Origin of the sequence: Rhodococcus sp. ZPP, from assembly GCF_017656075.1 — a bacterium.
GTDB classification, from domain to species: domain Bacteria; phylum Actinomycetota; class Actinomycetes; order Mycobacteriales; family Mycobacteriaceae; genus Rhodococcus_F; species Rhodococcus_F oxybenzonivorans.
This window is the reverse complement of the sequence record NZ_CP058638.1, coordinates 5,946,704-5,966,953: the sequence shown is the minus strand read 5'-3', so window position 1 is coordinate 5,966,953 and position 20,250 is coordinate 5,946,704. Positions and strand designations below refer to the sequence as shown.

General features: G+C 66.4%; 20 protein-coding genes and 1 pseudogene. 6 read left to right on the top strand and 15 right to left on the bottom strand.

The features are described 5' to 3' along the window. Positions 1-89: 89 nt before the first annotated feature. The 3 genes from HYG77_RS27400 to guaB form a co-directional block, all read right to left on the bottom strand. Complete coding sequence (locus tag HYG77_RS27400) at positions 90-1,868, bottom strand: GMC family oxidoreductase (RefSeq protein WP_208961201.1); 1,779 nt, start codon at positions 1,866-1,868, stop codon at positions 90-92. 204 nt (positions 1,869-2,072) lie between these two features. Then, positions 2,073-3,212: a GuaB3 family IMP dehydrogenase-related protein gene (locus HYG77_RS27395; RefSeq protein ID WP_159925695.1), complete on the bottom strand. Its 1,140-nt coding sequence runs from the start codon at positions 3,210-3,212 to the stop codon at positions 2,073-2,075. 26 nt (positions 3,213-3,238) lie between these two features. Then, complete coding sequence (gene guaB / locus HYG77_RS27390) at positions 3,239-4,762, bottom strand: IMP dehydrogenase (RefSeq protein ID WP_109331493.1); 1,524 nt, start codon at positions 4,760-4,762, stop codon at positions 3,239-3,241. Between the two features lie 219 nt (positions 4,763-4,981). Here guaB and HYG77_RS27385 point away from each other — a divergent pair, with 219 nt between their 5' ends. After that, entirely contained in the window at positions 4,982-5,386 is a 405-nt protein-coding gene (locus HYG77_RS27385) for a DUF5319 domain-containing protein (protein ID WP_005239778.1), read from the top strand. A gap of 83 nt (positions 5,387-5,469) precedes the next feature. On the opposite strand, the gene HYG77_RS27380 is transcribed toward HYG77_RS27385, so the two are convergent. The 5 genes and pseudogenes from HYG77_RS27380 to HYG77_RS39990 form a co-directional block, all read right to left on the bottom strand. Next, a complete protein-coding gene (locus HYG77_RS27380) occupies positions 5,470-6,483 on the bottom strand; it encodes an anti-sigma-D factor RsdA (RefSeq protein WP_208961200.1) in 1,014 nt (337 codons plus the stop codon). Then, entirely contained in the window at positions 6,467-7,045 is a 579-nt protein-coding gene (locus tag HYG77_RS27375; RefSeq protein WP_109331498.1) for a sigma-70 family RNA polymerase sigma factor, read from the bottom strand. The genes HYG77_RS27380 and HYG77_RS27375 overlap by 17 nt, the downstream gene beginning before the upstream one ends. A 148-nt stretch (positions 7,046-7,193) precedes the next feature. After that, on the bottom strand, positions 7,194-8,048 hold the full coding sequence (locus tag HYG77_RS27370; protein WP_244373273.1) for a hypothetical protein: 855 nt from the start codon (positions 8,046-8,048) through the stop codon (positions 7,194-7,196). 33 nt (positions 8,049-8,081) lie between these two features. Beyond that, a complete protein-coding gene (locus HYG77_RS39995) occupies positions 8,082-8,690 on the bottom strand; it encodes a transcriptional regulator (protein WP_244461392.1) in 609 nt (202 codons plus the stop codon). 159 nt (positions 8,691-8,849) lie between these two features. Next, a pseudogene (locus HYG77_RS39990) lies at positions 8,850-9,035 on the bottom strand (MerR family transcriptional regulator); the annotation flags it as partial. A 305-nt stretch (positions 9,036-9,340) separates the two neighbouring features. Between HYG77_RS39990 and HYG77_RS27360 the strand changes: the two are divergent. From HYG77_RS27360 to HYG77_RS27350, 3 genes are all read left to right on the top strand, one after another. Further along, on the top strand, positions 9,341-9,634 hold the full coding sequence (locus HYG77_RS27360) for a WhiB family transcriptional regulator (protein WP_005239766.1): 294 nt from the start codon (positions 9,341-9,343) through the stop codon (positions 9,632-9,634). Between the two features lie 132 nt (positions 9,635-9,766). Then, a complete protein-coding gene (locus tag HYG77_RS27355) occupies positions 9,767-10,435 on the top strand; it encodes a sigma-70 family RNA polymerase sigma factor (RefSeq protein WP_208961199.1) in 669 nt (222 codons plus the stop codon). Between the two features lies 1 nt (position 10,436). Next, on the top strand, positions 10,437-11,168 hold the full coding sequence (locus HYG77_RS27350) for an anti-sigma factor (protein WP_208961198.1): 732 nt from the start codon (positions 10,437-10,439) through the stop codon (positions 11,166-11,168). 118 nt (positions 11,169-11,286) lie between these two features. Here the strand turns inward: HYG77_RS27350 and groL are convergent, their stop codons facing one another. Together groL and groES are read right to left on the bottom strand one after the other, a co-directional pair. Then, positions 11,287-12,897 carry a chaperonin GroEL gene (gene groL, locus HYG77_RS27345; protein ID WP_109331503.1) on the bottom strand — a complete coding sequence of 537 codons (1,611 nt, stop codon included), beginning with the start codon at positions 12,895-12,897 and terminating at the stop codon, positions 11,287-11,289. Positions 12,898-12,990: 93 nt separating this feature from the next. Next, complete coding sequence (gene groES, locus HYG77_RS27340; RefSeq protein ID WP_003940763.1) at positions 12,991-13,290, bottom strand: co-chaperone GroES; 300 nt, start codon at positions 13,288-13,290, stop codon at positions 12,991-12,993. Positions 13,291-13,519: 229 nt separating this feature from the next. Between groES and HYG77_RS27335 the strand changes: the two genes are divergently transcribed. Next, positions 13,520-15,238, top strand: coding sequence for a TIGR03767 family metallophosphoesterase (locus HYG77_RS27335; protein WP_208961197.1), 1,719 nt, complete (start codon positions 13,520-13,522; stop codon positions 15,236-15,238). Here the strand turns inward: HYG77_RS27335 and HYG77_RS27330 are convergent, their stop codons facing one another. Continuing rightward, entirely contained in the window at positions 15,239-15,772 is a 534-nt protein-coding gene (locus HYG77_RS27330; RefSeq protein WP_109331509.1) for a potassium channel family protein, read from the bottom strand. A 208-nt stretch (positions 15,773-15,980) separates the two neighbouring features. Between HYG77_RS27330 and HYG77_RS27325 the strand changes: the two genes are divergently transcribed. Next, entirely contained in the window at positions 15,981-17,546 is a 1,566-nt protein-coding gene (locus HYG77_RS27325) for an Hsp70 family protein (protein ID WP_208961196.1), read from the top strand. On the opposite strand, the gene tsaD is transcribed toward HYG77_RS27325, so the two are convergent. Genes tsaD through tsaE form a run of 4 tightly spaced genes read right to left on the bottom strand, consistent with a single transcriptional unit; the run spans position 17,539 to position 20,248 of the window. Then, entirely contained in the window at positions 17,539-18,576 is a 1,038-nt protein-coding gene (gene tsaD, locus HYG77_RS27320; RefSeq protein WP_109331511.1) for a tRNA (adenosine(37)-N6)-threonylcarbamoyltransferase complex transferase subunit TsaD, read from the bottom strand. The genes HYG77_RS27325 and tsaD overlap by 8 nt on opposite strands. After that, on the bottom strand, positions 18,573-19,052 hold the full coding sequence (gene rimI, locus HYG77_RS27315) for a ribosomal protein S18-alanine N-acetyltransferase (protein ID WP_109331515.1): 480 nt from the start codon (positions 19,050-19,052) through the stop codon (positions 18,573-18,575). The genes tsaD and rimI overlap by 4 nt, the downstream gene beginning before the upstream one ends. Further along, the gene (tsaB, locus tag HYG77_RS27310) at positions 19,049-19,708 is read right to left on the bottom strand and encodes a tRNA (adenosine(37)-N6)-threonylcarbamoyltransferase complex dimerization subunit type 1 TsaB (protein ID WP_109331516.1); all 660 of its coding nucleotides are present in this window, start codon (positions 19,706-19,708) and stop codon (positions 19,049-19,051) included. Before tsaB ends, rimI begins: the two co-directional genes overlap by 4 nt. A 51-nt stretch (positions 19,709-19,759) precedes the next feature. After that, on the bottom strand, positions 19,760-20,248 hold the full coding sequence (gene tsaE, locus HYG77_RS27305; protein ID WP_109331517.1) for a tRNA (adenosine(37)-N6)-threonylcarbamoyltransferase complex ATPase subunit type 1 TsaE: 489 nt from the start codon (positions 20,246-20,248) through the stop codon (positions 19,760-19,762). Positions 20,249-20,250: the final 2 nt, after the last annotated feature.

The window sequence follows — 20,250 nt, the reverse complement described above, 5'->3', positions numbered from 1 at the left end:
CGGCGCAGCTCCGTGGTCTGCGCGACCCCATGTCCGTGCACGACCGCCGCTCTTCATAGCCGACCCTGCGATTCAGGCAACACTGCGACTCAGGCGACACCGTGACTCTGGGCGACACCCTGGTTCTGGGTGACGCCCTGTTCGTTGGCGGCTGCCGTCGAGGAACCGTTGCGGATTTCGACGATCGGCAGCACCAGCGCTGCGGGGGCGTCGGCGGGCACCACCGGCGCGGTCGGCGGCACCGGGTTCAGGCGGCGGTATCTCTCGCCCTGGGCGGGGCGTAAGTCCTTCTCACCCTTGTTCGGCCACAGCGACGCTGCCCGCTCTGCCTGCGCCGAAATGGTCAGCGACGGGTTCACCCCCAGGTTCGCCGACACCGCGGCACCATCGACCACGCTGAGCGTCGGGTATCCCCACACACGGTGGTAGGGGTCGATGACACCGTGCTCGGGGTCCGAGGCGATCGTGCAGCCACCGAGGAAGTGCGCCGTGAGCGGAATGTTGAACACATCACCCCACGTGCCTCCCGCGCGGCCGTCGATCTTCTCCGCGATGCGCCTCGTGGCCTCGTTGCCCGCAGGAATCCAGCTGGGGTTCGGCTCTCCGTGACCCTGTTTGCTCGTGAACTTGCGCCGGCCGAACAGGCCCTTCTTGGTGTACGTCGTGATGGAGTTGTCGAGATTCTGCATCACGAGCGCAATGATGGTGCGCTCACTCCACCGGTACGGGGTGAGCACCTTCAACGCCTTCGGGTCCTTCGCGAGCTCCCTGAGGAACGTCATCCACCGTCGGCCGCCTCCGTCGGTCAGGAGCGTCTGCAGCAGCGCCATCGAGTTCGAACCCTTGCCGTAGCGCACGGGCTCGACGTGGGTGTCCGAGGTGGGATGGAACGACGACGTGATCGCGACGCCCTTGGTCAACTCCAGCGCGGGATCGACCTTGTTCTTGGCCGCGCCGAGAATCGACTCCGAGTTGGTACGGGTCAGCACACCCAGCTGATCGGAAATCTTCGGGAGCGCCCCCGTCTCCTTCTGATCGAACAGCAGGTGCTGCGTACCCCACGTTCCGGCGGCCAGCACGACCTGGGCAGCCGTGTACGTCTTGCGCTTGCGGTTCTTGACCGGACCGGTCCGCCGGGTGAAGACGTCCCAAGTGCCGTCCGACGCCTCCCGCAGACCGGTGACCGTCGTCATCGGGATGATGTCGGCGCCCGCCTTCTCGGCAAGACCGAGGTAGTTCTTCAGCAGGGTGTTCTTGGCACCGTGCCGGCAGCCGGTCATACATTCACCGCATTCGATGCACCCGGTGCGGTCGGGGCCCACGCCGCCGAAGTAGGGGTCGGGCACCGTCTTGCCCGGCTCACCGAAGAACACGCCGACCGGAGTCTGGATGAACGTGTCACCCGCCCCCATGTCCTCGGCCACCGACTTGATGATCTCGTCGGCCGGCGTCATGTGCGGGTTCTGAACCACGCCGAGCATCTTCCGGGCCTGGTCGTAGTAGGGGCTGAGCTCGTCGTACCAGTCGGTGATGTGCGCCCACTGCCGGTCCTGGAAGAAAGAGGCGGGCGGCTTGTAGAGCGTGTTGGCGTAATTGAGCGATCCGCCGCCCACTCCGGCGCCCGCGAGGATCAGGCAGTCGCGCAGGAGGTGAACCCGCTGTATGCCGAAAAGTCCCAGCGCAGGTGCCCAGAGGAACTTCTTCAGATCCCAGCTGGTCTTGGCGAAGTCGGCATCGGCATAACGCCGGCCGGCTTCGAGGATGCCGACCTTGTATCCCTTCTCCACCAGCCGGAGCGCGGTGACGCTACCACCGAATCCGGACCCGACGATGAGAACGTCATAGTCCGTCGCGCGTTGCTTCTTCATCCTCGACCTCCACCGAACCTGGGTTATTACTCGCCAGTATGCACCCCAGCGCTGTGACAGCTGCCACAAGGGTTACCTTAACTGTAACGATTGGTATCAGGAACGGCAGGCACCAGCACAAGAAAATCGCCCAATGCCGCACCGGTGCTGTCGAACTACACCGAAGGGCATTGGGCGATGAGAAAAAGTGGAGCGGACGAGGCCCTACGCGCGGACCGTCAGGCCCACCTTCTGGAATTCCTTGAGGTCCGAGTAGCCGGACTTCGCCATGGATCTGCGCAGGCCGCCGACGAAGTTCAGGGAACCGTACGGATCGTTCGACGGGCCCGCGAGGACCTGGTCGAGCGACGGTCGTTCGCCGAAGGACACCGGCAGCATCGTGCCACGGGGAACCGACGGATGGGCTGCCGCCGACGGCCAGTACCAGCCGCCGCCGGGTGCTTCGGCCGCGACCGCGAGCGGCGCACCCAGCACCGCTGCGTCCGCACCACAGGCGATCGCCTTGGCGAGGTCACCCGAAGACGCGATGTCCCCGTCCGCGATGACATGGACGTACCGCCCACCGGTCTCGTCGAGGTAGTCACGTCGAGCGGCCGCTGCGTCGGCAATGGCGGTGGCCATGGGAAGACCGATGCCGAGCACTTCACCGGTGGTGGTAGCCCCCTCCGTGGAGCCGTACCCGACGATGACACCCGCCGCTCCCGTGCGCATCAGGTGGAGCGCGGTGCGGTGATCGCTCACCCCACCGGCCACGACAGGAACGTCCAGCTCGGAGATGAACGTCTTGAGGTTGAGCGGCTCACTGTCGCCGTGGGCGACGTGCTCGGCGGAGATGATCGTGCCGTGGACGACGAGGAGATCGATGCCGGCCTCGATCAGATGCGGAGTCAGCGCACGCGCATTCTGGGGGCTTACCCGCACAGCGGTGGTGACCCCGGAGTCACGGACCTGCGCCACCGCGGCAGCGAGCAGGTTCGGCTGCAGCGGCGCAGCATGCAGTTCCTGCAGCTTCCGGATGGGAGCTTCGACGTCGACGTCCGATTCCGCGAGGGCGACGAGCTCGGCGAGTTTCGCCTCGACATCGGCGTGGCGGCCCCACAGTCCTTCACCGTTGATGACACCGAGACCACCACGCTTGCCCAGCTCGATCGCGAACGCAGGCGACACCAGCGCGTCGGTGGGATGCGCGAGCACGGGAATGTCGAAGCGGTAGGCATCGAGCTGCCAGGACGTGGACACCTCCTTGGAGGAGCGCGTCCGCCGGGAGGGGACGATGTCGATGTCGTCCAGCTCATAGGTTCGTCGGGCTGTTCGGCCCATGCCGATCTCAACGAGGTCGCGCACGCGCGCCCCTTTCTCGTGACTGGTTGCTAGCGAGCGGTGTAGTTGGGAGCTTCCACCGTCATGGTGATGTCATGCGGGTGGCTTTCCTTCAGACCCGCCGCGGTGATCTGCACGAACTGGGCGTTCTGCAGCTCCTCGATGGTCGACGCTCCCGTGTAACCCATGGCGGCCCGCAGACCGCCGGTGAGCTGATGCGTGACCTGGGACAGGGGGCCGCGGAACGCGACCCGGCCCTCGATGCCCTCGGGCACCAACTTGTCCTCGGACAGCACGTCGTCCTGGAAGTAGCGGTCCTTCGAGTACGACTTGGCCGCGCCGCGGCTCTGCATGGCGCCGAGGGAACCCATCCCCCGGTAGCTCTTGAACTGCTTGCCGTTGACGAGGATCAGCTCGCCCGGCGACTCCGCGGTGCCGGCAAGCAGCGACCCGAGCATCGCCGTCGACGCGCCCGCGGCGAGCGCCTTCGCGATGTCGCCGGAGAACTGTAGTCCGCCGTCTGCGATGACCGGCACACCGTGCGGTTTCGCTGCGGCGACCGCCTCGAGGATCGCAGTGATCTGCGGGGCACCGACACCGGCGATCACACGGGTGGTGCAGATCGAACCGGGGCCCACACCGACCTTGACGGCGTCGACTCCTGCCTCGATGAGTGCCGCCGCACCGCTACGGGTGGCGACGTTGCCTCCAATGATCTGGACCCGCTCGTCCACTTCGGCTTTGAGCTTCGAGATCATGTCCAGCACGCCGGCGGAGTGCCCGTGCGCACTGTCGACGACCAGAACGTCGACGCCGGCGTCGGTGAGCGCCATCGCCCGACTCCACGCCTCGTCGCCGACACCCACCGCCGCACCGACCAGCAGGCGCCCGTCTCGGTCCTTGGTGGCATCGGGATGCTGTTCCGTCTTCACGAAGTCCTTGACCGTGATGAGGCCGGTGAGCTTGCCCTGACCATCCACGATCGGGAGCTTCTCGATCTTGTGGCGACGAAGTAGACCCAACGCCACCTCCGCGGTCACACCCTCCTGGGCGGTGATCAACGGCGACTTGGTCATGACTTCCGACACGGCTCGGTTCTGGTCGACCTCGAAGCGCATGTCACGATTCGTGATGATGCCGACGAGCTGACCGGCGTCATCCGTTACCGGGAGTCCGGAGATGCGGAAGCGCGCGCACTTGGCGTCGACCTCGGCGAGGGTGTCGGACGGCTTGCACGTGACCGGGTCGGTGACCATGCCCGCCTCGGACCGCTTGACCGTCTCGACCTGCCCGGCCTGAGCGTCGATGGACAGGTTCCTGTGCAGAACACCCATACCGCCTGCGCGGGCCATGGCGATGGCCATGCGCGCTTCGGTGACAGTGTCCATCGCGGAACTGACGAGGGGAACCCGCAGTCTGATGTCGCGAGTCAGCTGGCTGGACGTATCGACCTGGCCAGGGATGACGTTCGACGCCGCCGGTAAGAGCAGGACGTCGTCGTACGTGAGACCCAGCATTGCGACCTTGTTCGGGTCGTCACCGCCGGTGTGTACATGCCCTGCTGAACTGGTCATGCGGTTCGGGCCCTCCATGGAACTCGGATGCAGCGCCGGTAGCGCCGTCGTGGAAATTTCGGGAATGCGGATACAGACAGAAAGGACGGAGCAACGATCGATATTCCCAGCTCCTCAGACCATGGTATCGGCTCGCCGGGATCCTCATGCGAGCCCACCCACGCTGGGCCTACGCCGAACGGCTGGCGCAGACCGGCCTGACCTGCGTACCGTGGTGCTGTGCGCGATCAACTGCCTCCCGGTCTGCCCCCGGACCCCTTTGCCGGCGACCCCGCCGACCCGTCCGCAGCTCTCGATGCGATCGAACCGGGCCAGCCACTCGACCCCCACGAGCGACTCGCTGTGGAGGAAGACCTGGCCGACCTCGCCGTATACGAGGCTTTGCTGGCCCATCGCGGGATTCGTGGCCTCGTCGTGTGCTGTGAAGACTGTCAGCAGGATCACTATCACGACTGGGACATGCTCCGGGCCAACCTCCTCCAGCTCCTCGTGGACGGCACCGTCCGGCCACACGAGCCTGCCTACGACCCGACACCTGAGGCGTACGTCACCTGGGACTACTGCCGCGGCTACGCCGACGCCTCGATGAACGACGCTCTGCACGGTGACGGCTTCGACGCCTGACCCGAATCACCCGTAGACGCAGCTGTGGCCCGACACGCGAAGTGTCGGGCCACAGTTGTGTGCGCCGGTAACAGCGCACCATGTCAGCTGGTGGGGGGCGGAAGCACCGGGACGGTGGTCGTGGTGGGCAAGGGCACCGTCGACTGCTGCTGTTGCTGCGTCGGCGGCACAAAAGTCGGGAGATCGTCCGTCGGCTGTGTGGGAACCCGCATGATCGTCGGATCGACCGTCGAGGGCGGCGGAGGCTCGGTCTGCGGCAGTTGAGGCAACTGCGGCAATGGAATCGGGGGGAGTCCCGGCAACTGGAGGTCGGTGCTCGGCAGAGTAGTTCCTGGCTGCGGTTCGACGCCCGGCAACGTGGTGCCCGGCAGTCCTGGCAGCGACGTCGGCAGCTGAGTGGTCAGAGCGGGCGCGTCCGTCGTGGTCGTACCGGGTGCGGGTGCCTGCGCGGTCGTGGTGGGTGCAATCTCGGCCAGCTGGGCTGCGAGTTTTGCACGCCAGACCTCGAGTTCGCGCCGCTGGTCGGCATCGCGGATGCCGCCGACCCGGTCGGCCGCGTTGTCGAGCAGGTTCTTGACGGACTCGGCGTCGCCGGTCGCGAGCATGCGCTCGGCTTCCTGCAGCTGTGACGTGGTGTCGATCTGCGCCACCGTCGAATCGGCCTGCTGGCTGAAGACCACCGATTTGACGCTCCACAGCGGATCGCCCGGTTCGGCGTTGTAGGAGAAAATGGTGGCGCCGCCCATCACGACCGCGATCGCTGCGGCAGCGCCCGCGATCGGCCGTAGTAGACGCAACTTGCCGCGAGCGGCGCTCCGGGCTTCGCGAGCATCCGCCTCGTCCATGGCCGCGATGACGTCGTCGAGCAGCGGCCCGTCCGGCATCGGTGTCGCGACGATGTCTGCACGCCAATTCGCGAGCAGGAGTGCCAGCTCGTATTGCTCCGGCGAATCCGTCGCAACAGGACCACCACCGGCGATTGCGTCGATCAGTGCATCGTCACGGCGCACTGCCGCAACGTCCACTGGTGCGTCGCCGCCTGGGAGATCGGCATCGGGATTGCCGATCCGCTTGTTTCCCCTAGCCAAACCTCTCACCTGCCTTTGTCACTTCTTTTTTCAGTTTCGCGATAGCTCGGTGTTGAGCTACGCGGACAGCTCCCGCGGTACTACCCACGGCCGCGGCCGTCTCCTCTGCCGACATTCCGACCACGAGGCGGAGGATCAAGATCTCCCGGTGCTTCTCCGGCAGCGTGCTGAGCAGATCGTTCATCTGCCTGCTCGCTTCCGAATCGAGCGCCCTCTGTTCGGGTCCGTCATCGTTGGCTACGACATCCGGTACTTCGGCGACCGGTTCCGATTTGTTACGTGCGGAGTTCCGATGCGCGTCTGCGACCTTGTGTGCGGCGATCCCGTAGACGAATGCCATGAAAGGCCGTCCCTGGTCCTCGTAGCGAGGTAAGGCGGTCATCACGGCGAGGCACACTTCCTGTGCCACGTCATCCGCGGAGAGTTGTCCCCTCTCCGCAGCACCGACCCTGGCTCTGCAGTAGCGCACAACCAGGGGCCGAATGTTTTCCAGGACCAGAGCTAAAGCGGCCCGGTCGCCCTGCGTTGCAGCGGCGACAGCGGAGTCCAACTCCTCGCTCGTATTAGTCATCGTCCGTGAATATCCTGGCGTTACAGTGGCACCTCCCCCGATGGGTGTGCTCCCGCTCTCAGCGGAACACTTAAAGGGTAACGGTGCGGACCGAGCGGTATTCGCCCGGATTCGCCCGGAAGCGCCCCTGGACGTCCGACCAGGACCATCACCGCCGGAAGTGTCCGCCGCGGCCCGCGAGGATCTCCTCACACTCTTCGCGTGCCTGCTGTGCGCGCGGATCGCCGGTCACGCCGGCGAGCAACATGGCAGCGGCCCACTTCAGGGGTATCAGACCGTGTCGTTCACATCCCTCGAGTACTTCGGCGGCGAGGTGCGCAGCCGGTCCGGAATCGGATTCCCCTGTCATCGATGCGCTACGGAGCAGTTGGGATTTCAGGTGGTGGCGGACCGAACCGACGTGCGCCGAAATTTCTGCCGCGGCCACGGCGTGGCGGCGCGCCGACGAGAAGTCGGCGCCCGCCAGGAAGAGTTCGGCGCTCACCCAATGCAACCGGACGTGCTGTCGCCAGAGACTCCCGGTGTCGTCCGTATCCGCGCCTTCCCCTCCGAGGTGCTGTCCACAGCGATCGAGTAGACGCCATCCCAGGGCCAGGTGTCCGCATCCCAGTGCGTCGGCGGCGAGCCCGGTGAGCGCATCGCACCGTGCCGCCAGCTCGAGCGCACTCCCCGCCGCGGGGTCGGCCGGTCCGCCGCCGATCAGGGCGAGCGCCCGGCCGTCGAGACCGGACGCGGCCCGGTGGTCCCCCAGCTGCCGTGACAACGAGGCTTGTGTGCTCCAGGCCAGGGATGCGACCGCGGGACCGGCCTGCCGGTCGCGGGTGATGTCCGTGAGCTCCGTCCGCGCCCTGCTGTAGCGGCCTTGACCACCCAGCGCCACCGCCCGCATCCACCGCTCGACGGGACGCGTGGACGTCGGTAGCGGGTGCCGTCCCGGATCGGCGCCGAACGCCGCGCCGGTCAAGATTTTTGTGATGTCGATGTGGCGACTAGTGGTGGGCACGACCGCATCCTGTCACCACTGCGCCGGGGCTGGTCAGATGAGTGCGGTGACGGCGTCGACGGCGTCACCCAGATTCCCGACCGACTTCACCGACCGGGGCAGATGTGTCGCTGCGGCCCCGGGTCCGGCCGCCAGCAATGTAAGTCCACTGCGGCGACGTCGGATGGCGCGCGAGAGAGATGCCACGTCACAGTCTCCCGGCGGCAGCCAGAGCATGATCACGTCCGGTTCCGCGTTCGTCACGGACGCGAGTAGCGCGGTGCGGCCCACCGGCCTCGAGGTGCGGACGTCGACCGACGCCGTGGCCAGCGCGGCGCCGAGCGCGCGGAACCCGAGGTCGTGCGCGATTGACGGCCGTCGAAAGTCGAGGGTGGTGGGGACGTCCACGAGCAGTACCCGTCCGCCGACGGCGATCGGGGCGTCGAGTGTCATCGTCGACAGGATGCCCGTCATGCATTCGACGAAGGCACGACAGTTCACTGCGGCGGCGTCCGAGTTCCGCCCCTCGTTCGCCCAGTCGAGGACCGGGACGAGCACGGCCTCCCACACGGCAGGCAAACCGCGCTCGGCGGCGGCGCGGGAAACGATGCGGTGGATCGTGACGATGTCGCGCGCGATCAAGGCCCTCGACAGATTCCGCACTGCAGGCTCGGCGTCTTCGAGGACGGAAATCGCGGCCGAAAAGTGCGACGAGTTTGTTTTGCCTTCGTTTACAGAGTTGTCACCCAGAATTTGCGGAGAACTCGTCTGTTCCGAATTCGACGAATATGTAGCTATTGCGTTAATCGCATATCTCGCAGCCTCGGCCGGGCTCGCCCCCTCGTCGAGTGCTTGCTGCATACACTCCAGTCGAGCCACATCCCGCGGTGTGTATCGGCGGTGACTGCCGTGAGCATGCGCGGACGGCCCGATCCCATAACGACGGTCCCAGGTGCGCAGTGTCGACGGCGCCACGCCAAGCCGTCTGGCCAGGGCTGATACCGCCATCGTCGGCTCGCTGCCGACAGGATCGGCAGCTTGCTGAGCGTCGGACTCCGCTGACTGGGGCACCCCGCCATCGTTACCTGTGACCTATGGTCTTTCAACCCGAAACCGAATCACGGACCGGCCGGAATGTAAATATTTCCCAGGTTAACTTTCAGTTTGTGGGATATGTAAATTCCCACTGTGAACAACTATTGACGCGATTTCCAAAACGACTCTACGGTTAGCGACGTGAAAGATTAGCGGCTTGAACATCGAGCCCACGGTCCGCTCGCCGCCCGAGGCGAGCTTGCAGCTAAGGAGTCCATATGCCTGCACCCAACCACCTCCCCGGTCCGAACGCCGATATCTGGGATTGGCAGATGCACGGACTGTGCCGCGGAGTCGACTCCTCGATGTTCTTCCATCCCGACGGCGAGCGTGGGCGGGCGCGAGCACAGCGGGAGACCCGTGCCAAGGAGATGTGCCGCCGCTGCCCCGTCCTCGCACAATGCAGAAATCATGCGCTGAGCGTGTCCGAGCCATACGGAATCTGGGGCGGAATGTCCGAGACCGAGCGTGAAATGCATGCGCGGCACCGCCGCGGACGTATCGCGGTCTGACGCGCCGGACGGACCGACCCCGGAACCCCTCGTCCACGGACGGGGGGTTCCGTGCATCACACACCCGGCCCGATCACCCATCCACATCGATGCCGTCTCCGAATGCCTACCGGCTGGAGGAGATGACCGGACATGCACGCTACCGTGGTGCTCGATGAAGCGAGACGAGCGTTCGTGACCCACAACGAGGGCATCTCACCGGCCGAAGATCTGTGCCCGGTGGGCTCTGCCGATGCCGCTACAGTGCGTGCCACCGAGCACGCGGAACTTCGTGACGCGATGGTCCGCGTTGCGCGCGGTGATGCCGAGGCCTTCGCGGAGCTCTACGACCGCACGAGCGCCCGGGTCCACGGACTGGTCCTGCGTGTGCTGCGCGACCCCGGATACGCCGAGGAGACCACCCAGGAAGTGTTTCTTCAGGCATGGAACACCGCGTCGAATTTCGACCCGAGCCGCGGCTCGGTGATGTCCTGGCTGATGACGCTCGCCCACCGCCGGGCGGTCGACCGTGTGCGGTCCGAACAGGCGGCTACCGACCGTCAGGCGCTCTACGAGAGCACCTCCGTTTCGGGGCCGTTCGATCACGTCACCGAAGAGGTCACCCGCCGGCTCGAGCATCAATCGGTACTCGCGTGCCTCGACACTCTCACTGCCACCCAACGCGAATCGGTCGCGATGGCGTATTACGACGGACGCACCTATCGAGAGGTCGCCGCTCACCTGGGCGTCGCCCTGTCCACGGTGAAGACCCGTATACGTGACGGGTTGACGCGTCTTCGTGGATGCCTGGGAGGTCTGTGAGATGAACGAAGATCTTCTGGGCATGGCCTGTCCGTACGCACTGGACGCGCTCGACGACCAGGAGCGCCGCGAACTCGACGCTCGGGTCGCCGCCGCCGACGAGGACACCCGAGTCGCGTTCGCCGCCGAGGTACAGGCAATTCGCGAATCCCTCGCCGTGGTCAGCGAGGTGGGCGCCGTCGCCCCGCCACCCCAGCTGCGGGCCCGGTTGCTCGAACAGATCGGACAGGACGCGCGGGCCGACACCTATGCGCCCGTCCACCTCGACCACCACCGCAACCGCCGGCGTCGTTGGCGGATTGCGGTGGCGGCCGCCGCTGCGGTCGGAATACTCGCAGGTGGAACCGTCATCGCCCGGCAACTCACGGAGGGCCCCGACCCGACGGTAGCCGAGCAGGTACTCCAGGCCGCGGACATGCAGTCGTCGAGCACTCCCATTCCCGGGGGCGGCTCCGCCACGGCCAGTTACTCGAAGTCCGAGGATGCCGCGGTGCTCGTCATGAACGATGTCGTCCCGCCCGCCGCCGACAGCGTGTACCAGATGTGGCTACTGCCCGAGTCCGGCGACGCACCGGTCCCCGCCGGAACGATGACCCCGGACGACGTCCTGCCGACCACCACCGTCGTCCTCGACGACATCGGCTCGATGACGAAGCTGGCCTTCACCATCGAGCCGCCCGGTGGCTCACCACAGCCGACGTCGAATCCGTTCGCCGTGCTCACGCTGAGCTGAGCGAACAGGGTCGGCGGGAATACGGCCGCGACACGACGAAACCCCCGCGCGGAAGATCCGCACGGGGGTTTCGTTTCGGCCGAAAGATGAGGACATCGATCGGTTCGCGGCTACCGCCTCAGTGGCTGTGTCCGTGACCGGTCTGCTCCTGCTCTTCTTCGGGCTTCTCGACCACAGCGCTTTCGGTCGTCAGGATCATCCGTGCCACCGATGCCGCGTTCACGACAGCGGAGCGGGTGACCTTGACGGGGTCGACGACACCGTCTGCGAGCAGGTCACCGTAGGTGAGGGTCGCGGCGTTGAAGCCGTGCCCCTTGGGCTGTTCGGCGACCTTGCTGGTGACGACGGAACCGTCGAGACCGGCATTGCTGGCGATCCAGAACAGGGGCGCCTGCAGCGCTTCGCGCACGACCTTGACGCCCGTGGCCTCGTCACCGGTCAGACCGAGGTTGTCGACCAGCTCGGTGCTCGCCTGCACGAGGGCCGATCCGCCACCGGGAACGATGCCCTCGGCGACAGCAGCCTTGGCGGCGTTGACGGCATCCTCGACGCGGAACTTGCGTTCCTTGAGGTCCGTCTCGGTTGCGGCACCCACCTTGATGACCGCGACACCGCCGGCCAGCTTCGCCAGACGCTCTTCGAGCTTCTCGCGATCCCAGTCGGAGTCGGTGTTCTCGATCTCCCGGCGCAGCTGCGCGACGCGGCCCTTGATGTCGGCGTCGGTGCCGGCGCCGTCGACGATCGTGGTCTCGTCCTTGCTGACCACGACGCGACGGGCACTGCCGAGGAGGTCCAGTCCGGCCTCCTTGAGGCTCAGCCCGACCTCGGAGTTGATGACCGTACCGCCGGTGACGATGGCGAGGTCGTCGAGGAACGCCTTGCGACGGTCACCGAAGAACGGCGCCTTCACCGCGACGGCCTTGATCGTCTTCCGGATGGAGTTGACCACCAGCGTCGAGAGAACCTCGCCCTCGACGTCCTCGGCGATGATGAGAAGCGGCTTGCCGCTCTCGGCAACCTTCTCCAGCAACGGCAGGAAGTCGGGAAGTGAGCTGATCTTCTCGCGGTAGAGCAGCACGAGGGCGTCCTCGTACACGGCCTTCTGCGCGTCGAGATCGGTCACGAAATACGGCGACAGGTAACCCTTGTCGAACTGGACGCCTTCGGTGATCACGAGCTCGGTTGCGAGGCTGGAGGATTCCTCCACCGTCACGACACCGTCCGTGCCCACGCGAGTGAGCGCCTCGCCGACCAGTTCGCCGATCTCTTCGTCACGCGAGGAAACCGTGGCGACCTGGGCGATGGACTTCTTGCCCTCGACCGGGGTGGCGGCCGCGAGCAGCGCCTCGACGACCTTCTCGGCGGCGGCGTTGATGCCGACTCCGAGTGCCATCGGGTTGGCGCCTGCCGCAATGTTCTTCAGACCGCCGCGAACGATGGCCTGAGCCAGCACGGTGGCGGTGGTGGTGCCGTCACCCGCGACGTCATTGGTTTTGGTGGCGACGCTCTTGACCAGCTGCGCGCCGAGGTTCTCGAAGGGATCCTCGAGGTCGATCTCCCGCGCGATGCTGACGCCGTCGTTGGTGACGGTGGGGCCGCCGAAGGCCTTCGCCAGTACTACGTGGCGGCCACGCGGACCCAAGGTCACCTTGACCGCGTCGGCCAGCTTGTCGACCCCGCGCTCGAGAGACCGGCGTGCGGTCTCGTTGAACTCAATCTGCTTGGACATGTGTTCCGTCTTCTCCTGGATTTCAGGGTTCTGCGCGTGAACGCACTCCGCCCCGGGATCCTGTAGGGACTCCGGGGCGGATCACGTATGGCCTTACTTGGAGACGACAGCCAGCACGTCGCGTGCCGACAGGATCAGGTATTCCTGACCGGCGTACTTGATCTCGGTTCCGCCGTACTTGGAGTAGATGACGGTGTCACCCTCCTTGACGTCGACCGGGATGCGGTTGCCCTGCTCGTTGACGCGGCCTTCGCCGACTGCGACGACGGTGCCCTCCTGGGGCTTCTCCTTGGCCGTGTCGGGGATGACCAGGCCGGAGGCAGTCGTCGTCTCAGCCTCGTTGGCCTGGACGAGGATCTTGTCCTCGAGCGGCTTGATGTTGACGCTCGCCACGATGAGCCCTCCACTTTGGGGTATCTGGGTCCGAGGAACATCCTCGGACACCTGTTTGAGTGTTCCGTTTACGGCACTTCACACAGCCCCGTCGTCGCGGGTGCCGGAGCTCGATCGGCGCCACTTGGCACTCTATACGTGAGAGTGCCAACGCTCAAGAAGGAGCCCCCGGCTGATCGCGCTCAGCGGAATCCCACCCTCCGGACGGGTTGTCGCCTAAGGTCGTCTGGTGTCTGACATGAACCGGCGTACCTTCCTCACGATTGCCGGACTCGGCGCCATCGGAGCGGTGAGCATCAGCGGACGTCCGTGGGGACTGCAGTACGCAGGCGCCGCCCCCCTTCCCACCTCCGGAGCGGGCACCACACTCGAAGCGACAGCCGTCCCTCTGGGAACGTCCGGATACCGCAAGCTCGGCGCGGGTCCGGGTTGGCCCACGATCGTGCGCACCGAACTCGCCGAGGCCCGGAACGGCCGCGAAGACCGCCGCACCGCGCTCGCGTCGCTCGTGCAGCTCACCGACGTCCACCTCGTCGATACCCAGTCCCCGGTGCGGTTCGAATACGTCCACCCCTTCACAGGTTCCGCGTTCCGTCCGCAGGAAACCCTCACGGCGCACGGGCTGGTCGCCCTCGTTCACCGCGTCAACGCTCTCGCCGCCGGCCCCCACACCCAGCGGCCGTTCGACGCGGTCGTGAGCACCGGTGACAACACCGACAACAAAGAGTTCGCCGAGTTGAGCTGGTTTCTCACCGCCCTCAACGGTGGCACCATCGTCCCCAACACCGGTGCGCCCGACCGCTACGAGGGCGTGCAGAATTCGGGTGCGGATCTGTACTGGAACCCGGAGTCCCCGATCCAGGACATCTACAAGAAAGCCGGCTTCCCCGAAATTCCCGGCCTGCTCGGTGCGGCGATCGACCCCGTCACCAGCCCCGGGCTTCGTACGCCGTGGTACTGCGTCTTCGGGAATCACGAAGACTCCGTCGAAGGCACTGTGCCCAGCGGCATCCCACCGCTCGACGCGATGTACACCGGTTCACTGAAGTTCGAGGTTCCGGGATCGCCCGAGCAGGCGAAGGCGGTCGACATCGCGACGAAGTACGACCCCGGCGCCATCGCCGGCGTCCTCTCCGCCTTCACGACGCCACCGCGGGTGGTCACCCCCGATCCGACGCGAGCCCCGTTCACACCACGCCAGTTCATCGCCGCCCATCTGGATCCGGCCAACACCGGCCCCGGCCCGGTAGGCCACGGGTTCGCTCCCGACGCAGGTGACACGGGAATCGGCTACTACGCCTTCGACATCGCTCCCGGTGTGGTCGGTATCAGCATGGATTCCACCAATCACGCCGGTTTCGTCGACGGCTCATTGGGCGCCGCCCAGTTCCGCTGGATCGAGGACACGCTACTCGCCGGCAGCAGCGTCTACTACGACTCCGCGGGCGCCCGGGTGTCGCAGTCGCGTTCGGACACCTGGTTCGTCCTCTTCAGCCATCACACGAGCACCACCATGGACAACCTCGTCCCAGACCCGGCCAATCCGACCGAACCCCGAATTCCGGCCGCACAATTGGTGAGCCTGCTCCATCGTTTCCCGAACGTGCTCGCCTGGGTCAACGGACACACCCACGAGAACCGGATCACTCCCTGGGCCGGACCCACACCGGAACAGTCGTTCTGGGAGGTCAATACCGCATCGCACATCGACTTTCCGCAGCACGGGCGAATCCTCGAAGTGGTCGACAACGCCGACGGCACAGTGTCGATCCTCACCACCTTGTTCGAAGCCGACAGCCCGTACTCGGTCGACTACACGGACCTGTCCGCGCTCGGACTCGCCTCTCTGTATCGGGAGCTGTCGTTCAACGACATTCACACCGACCCCGTCCGGCTGGGCGCTTCCGTCGACCACAACGTCGAACTGTTGCTGTCGTCGGGTCGTTAGTCACTTTCGTCCACGGGCCCAGCCGACGGCTGCCGCCACCACGCGGATGCCGACGCCGATGAGAATCAGGTTCCCGATGATCTGGACACTGACGACAGCGCGCGACGGATCGGTCGTCGCCGTGATGTCCCCGAAGCCCACGGTCGAAAACACCGTCAACGAGAAGTACAGGGCATCCATCCGGCTGAGCGATTCGGAGAAGTATGTCGGGTAACTCTGGGACATCAGGCTGTATCCCACGGCGTAGCCGAGCAGATAGACGGGAAGAATCAGTGCCAGCGCCTCTATGGCCTGCAGCGTGGGCACGTCGGACCGCAGAATCTGCCGGATCTGCCACACGGCGACCACCAGCACGACGAGCAGTCCCCCCACGAGGAGCGTGATCGTGGAGATGCCGTCGACCGAGGTCCACGGGAGCACGAAGTAGCCCACGCCGCAGAGCGCAACCGTCGCGACCGGGCGCACGAGCCCGCGGCGCAGCAGCCGCCGACGATCGCGCGGGTCGAGGTTGCGAAACTCGCTGGCATTTCCCATGAAATTCCTCCGGACAACTGCGCAGGTGGGACCGGATATCGAGCGCCATCCTCGTCTCGTCGGCTCGAAACTCGAGAGCGAAAGCCACCAGATTTCTGTAACGTTCGGGTAACGGTCGCCGATTCATGGGGCAGGGATGCTTCTCGTGGAGGGCGTTCCGGGAAAGACAGCAGGGCACGACGCGACAATGTGGGAGGGGGTGTGTGGAATGAATATGTCCTTGGGCATGTCCACGGGTGCTGCCGGAGTCGGTTCCGCCCTCGTCACCACCGACTCCAACGGTTCGCAGAGCGTCGAGTTCCGATACCTGTCGGCCGACGAGGCCCACACCGACCTCGGTGACCTCGTCCGTTCCTCTATCTCCCTCATGACCACCCAAGTGCCTGCCGACCCCACGACCCCTGACGCATTCGCCGTCACGTACCGCACTCCGGAACAAGCCCATTCGATTCGCAGTGCTGTCAGCAGGCAGCGGCATCGTGTGCACCTCGTGCCGGAAGCCGCTGCCACCCTCACGTACCTACGCCACACCGGTGAGATTGCCCAGCACGCAACGGTCGCCATCGTCGACTTCGGCGAGTCCGGTTTGTCGGTCTCGGTAGTCGATCAGGTCGACGGCACCGTGCTGCACGCCGACCGCACCACACAGGTGAGCGGCAGCGCGATCGACGACCTCGTGTTCGAGTACGCCGTCGCCAATCTCGCCACCCCACACCACCTGCGGCACCTCGATCGCGAACTGCTCTCGGAGCGTTGCCGCGTCGCGAAGGAGCAGCTGTCGACCGACCTGAATGCCACGGTCGACGTCGAGTTCCGGGGCATGGCGCCGATCCGGATCAGTCGCAGCGCCTTCGAAGACTTCGCGGCACCGGTGATTCGGGTCGCTGTCGAGTTCGTCCGATCCACCATTGCGGACTCACCACACGCACCGGAGGCCATCGCGCTGGTCGGGGGCGGAGCGAACATTCCCGCGTTGCGGGCAGCTGTGCGCAGGGCCTTCACTGCCCGTGTCGTCGCCGTCCCCGAACCGGAAACCGCCACCGCCAAAGGCGCCGCACTCCTTGCCGTGTCCAAGGCGATCGAGCAGTACCCGCCCACGGAGTCGACGCGGCCGAGTTCGACGGCCAAGGTGTCCGGCGCTCTCGTCGGCGCGTTGGTGGTGGGCGGACTGGTACTGGGATACGGAGTTCGTGAACTCGCGCCGGCACCCGACCCCAATGTCGCGCCCGCCGGGAGCGACACCTTCCACACGTCGCAGCAGCACGCGCCCAGTACGGACACACCGGCTGCTACGCGAATTCCGTCGTACGATCCCACACCGACGTCGGACTTCACCCCGGAGCAGGGTGGGCCGACCACGTCGTCGTCCCCGGGGTGGGATCGGAGCTCTGCCCGGATGCCCGACTCCACGACGAGCACAACGCCTCCCACCACGACACCACCGGCGCCGACCACCACTCCCGCGCCGACGCCCCGGCCTCCGACCGATCCCACTCAACCGGATTGGCCGCACATCGAATGGCCGGCTATTCCTCCCCTGTGGCCGCAGGTTCCCGGGGAGTCGACCCCGGATCAACCGAGCCCAGTCGCACCCTTGCCTGGAGAGAGCGCACCGCCCGCTGAGAGTGCGCCACTGCCACCGCCGCCGGAAGTCGCGCCCGCGCCGCTGCCGCCTATCGGTGACGCCGAAGAGGGAATTGCGGTGGTTCCGGCGCCGATGCCCGTGGCGCCGACTCCGGCATTCGCACCCCCGAGTGTCTTCCCCTTCAGGTGAATACTTGACTGGTGGCCACCGAGAGGCCAGGATCGCTCGCCACGGTGAGCAGTGACGGCGCTGCACCCCCCGCGACGATGTGCGCTCCCAGCGAAGCGATCATGACCCCATTGTCGGTGCACAACCGCGGTTTCGGCACGCGCAGCGTGAGACCGGCTTCGGCGCACCGTTCCTCGGCGAGCGAGCGGATGCGTGAGTTCGCGGTGGCACCGCCGCCGAGTACCAACGTGTCCACGTCCGTGTCGCGGGCGGCGCGTACCGCCTTCATCGTGAGGACGTCGGCCACGGCTTCCTGGAAGCTGGCGGCGATGTCGGGGATCGAATAGGTCTCGCCGGCACGCTCCTTGGATTCGACATATCGCGCGACCGCGGTCTTCAAGCCGGAGAAGGAGAAGTCGTGCCGCGCGTCCCTGGGCCCGGTCATCCCGCGGGGGAAGGGAATCGCGTCCCGATCGCCGTCTCGCGCTGCGGCGTCCAATGCGGGGCCGCCGGGAAATCCGAGTCCGAGGAGGCGGGCCACCTTGTCGAACGCCTCTCCCGCCGCGTCGTCCACGGTGGTGCCGAGCTCGGTGATCGGCTTCGCGAGATCCTCGACATGCAGGAGGTGGGTGTGTCCACCCGACACCAGCAACGCGACGCACGACGGCATCGGTCCGTGTTCGAGGGTATCCACAGCCACATGGCCACCGAGGTGGTTCACCGCGTAGAACGGGATATCCCAGGCGGCCGCGTACGCTTTCGCGGCGGCGACACCGACCAGCAGTGCCCCGGCGAGTCCTGGACCGATGGTGACGGCGAGTGCGTCCGGCTTGCTGATGTCCGCGGCGGCGAGCGCACGCCGCATCGTCGGGACGATTGCTTCCAGATGCGCGCGGGACGCAACTTCGGGCACCACCCCGCCGTAGCGGGCGTGCTGATCGACGCTCGAGGCCACCTCGTCGGCGAGGAGCTCGCACGTACCGTCGCCGTTCCACCGGACGATACCGACTCCGGTTTCGTCACACGAACTTTCGATACCCATGACGATCATTGCACCGGCTCCTCACCCGCTCCGGCGCGACGCATGGTGTACGCGTCCGCGCCGCTCGGTTGGTAGTACTGCTTTCGGGTTCCCACGATGTCGAATCCTTCACGTCGATACAGTGCGATCGCCGCGTCGTTGTCGGTCCGCACCTCGAGAAAAACCGGTCCGCCCCGCGCATCGGCCAGTTGGAGAAGTTCGGCCAGAAGCGCTCCGCCGATCCCCCGGCGCATGTACTGCGGGTCGGTCCCGATCGTGTGCACCTCAGCTTCGGGATGTGAAGGATTGCCCAGCAGGGCCAGTCCGGCATATCCCACCACCCGCCCGGTGTCGGTGCGCGCCACCACGTACCGCACGTGCGGCGCAGCGAGCTCGGCACGGAAAGCAGCTGCGCTCCAAGGTCCGTCGCCCGCAAACAGCAGGCGCTCGAGCTCGGCGCACCGCTCGGCGTCCGCGGCGACCATGGGTTCGATGGAGAACGTCACTTCGGGCGATCCGCCAATTCGACCGCATCCGGTCGTCGCAGATAGAGCGGAACGAGCGGCTCCGGCACGTCCCCACCGGCGAGCACCGACGCAGCAGCCTCGACCAGACCTGCGGGCGAGGGTGTTTCGACGGGTTCGACCGGGAGGTCGAAGAAGTCGACGTGCGACGGCGACCCCGCCACCACCTCAGACGGCATCGGCTCGAGCTCGCGGGGCTTGATCACGCCGGGCCCTTCCACCCGCCGGCCCGCCGAGTACCGGGCCCAGTAGACCTCCCGGCGGCGCGCATCGGTGACGACGAGGAGATTCCGCTCGCCATGCACCTGAGCGGCGATCGCGTCGAGGCTGCAGACTCCGTACACCGGTGCGCCCAGGGCGTCACCGAAAGCCGCTGCGGTAGCCATTCCGACCCGGAGGCCGGTGAACGGTCCCGGGCCTACCCCGACCACGATCGCGTCGAGATCAGCCGGCCTGTGACCCGACTCGGTAATGCACTCGAGGATGTGCGGCGTGAGGACCTCGGCGTGGGCGCGCGGGTTGACCGTCACGCGCACCGCGAGCGTGTCCACCGCGTCAGTGGGCGCGGATCCTGCCGAGAACCGGACGACTCCGGCGGTCACGGCGGGTGTGGACGTATCGATGGCGAGAACAAGCACGGTATCTGAGGGTACTCGCACGTCAGCACGGCTCCCGCCCCCCGGACCTCGTCAGGAAATCCACTCCCACTCGGCGGTGCGCACATCCGACTCGGGCTCGCGGCTCAAGCGCACCCGGAGATGCCGGTCGGCCAACTGCTCGACGATGCCCTCACCCCACTCGACCACGACCACCGCTTCGGCCAGGTCGGTGTCGAGGTCGAGGGCGTCGAGTTCGTCCAAGGCGTGCGGACCGCTGCCCCCCAGACGGTAGGCATCCACATGGACCATGCCCACCGGAGTCCCGCCGCCGGGACGAACCCCCGGACGATGCTCCCGGGCGATGACGAATGTGGGCGATGTCACTCTGCCCTGAACACCGAGACCGGCAGCAATCCCCTTCGTCAGTGCGGTCTTTCCCGCACCGAGAGGTCCGTCGAGGATGATCAGATCCCCGGGTGCCAATCCCCGGGCGAGATCACGCCCGAATCTTTCGGTGTCGGCGGCTGTCGGCAACACCACGGTCCCGCTCACCGCCAGCACTCTGTCTTCGGCAGACACGA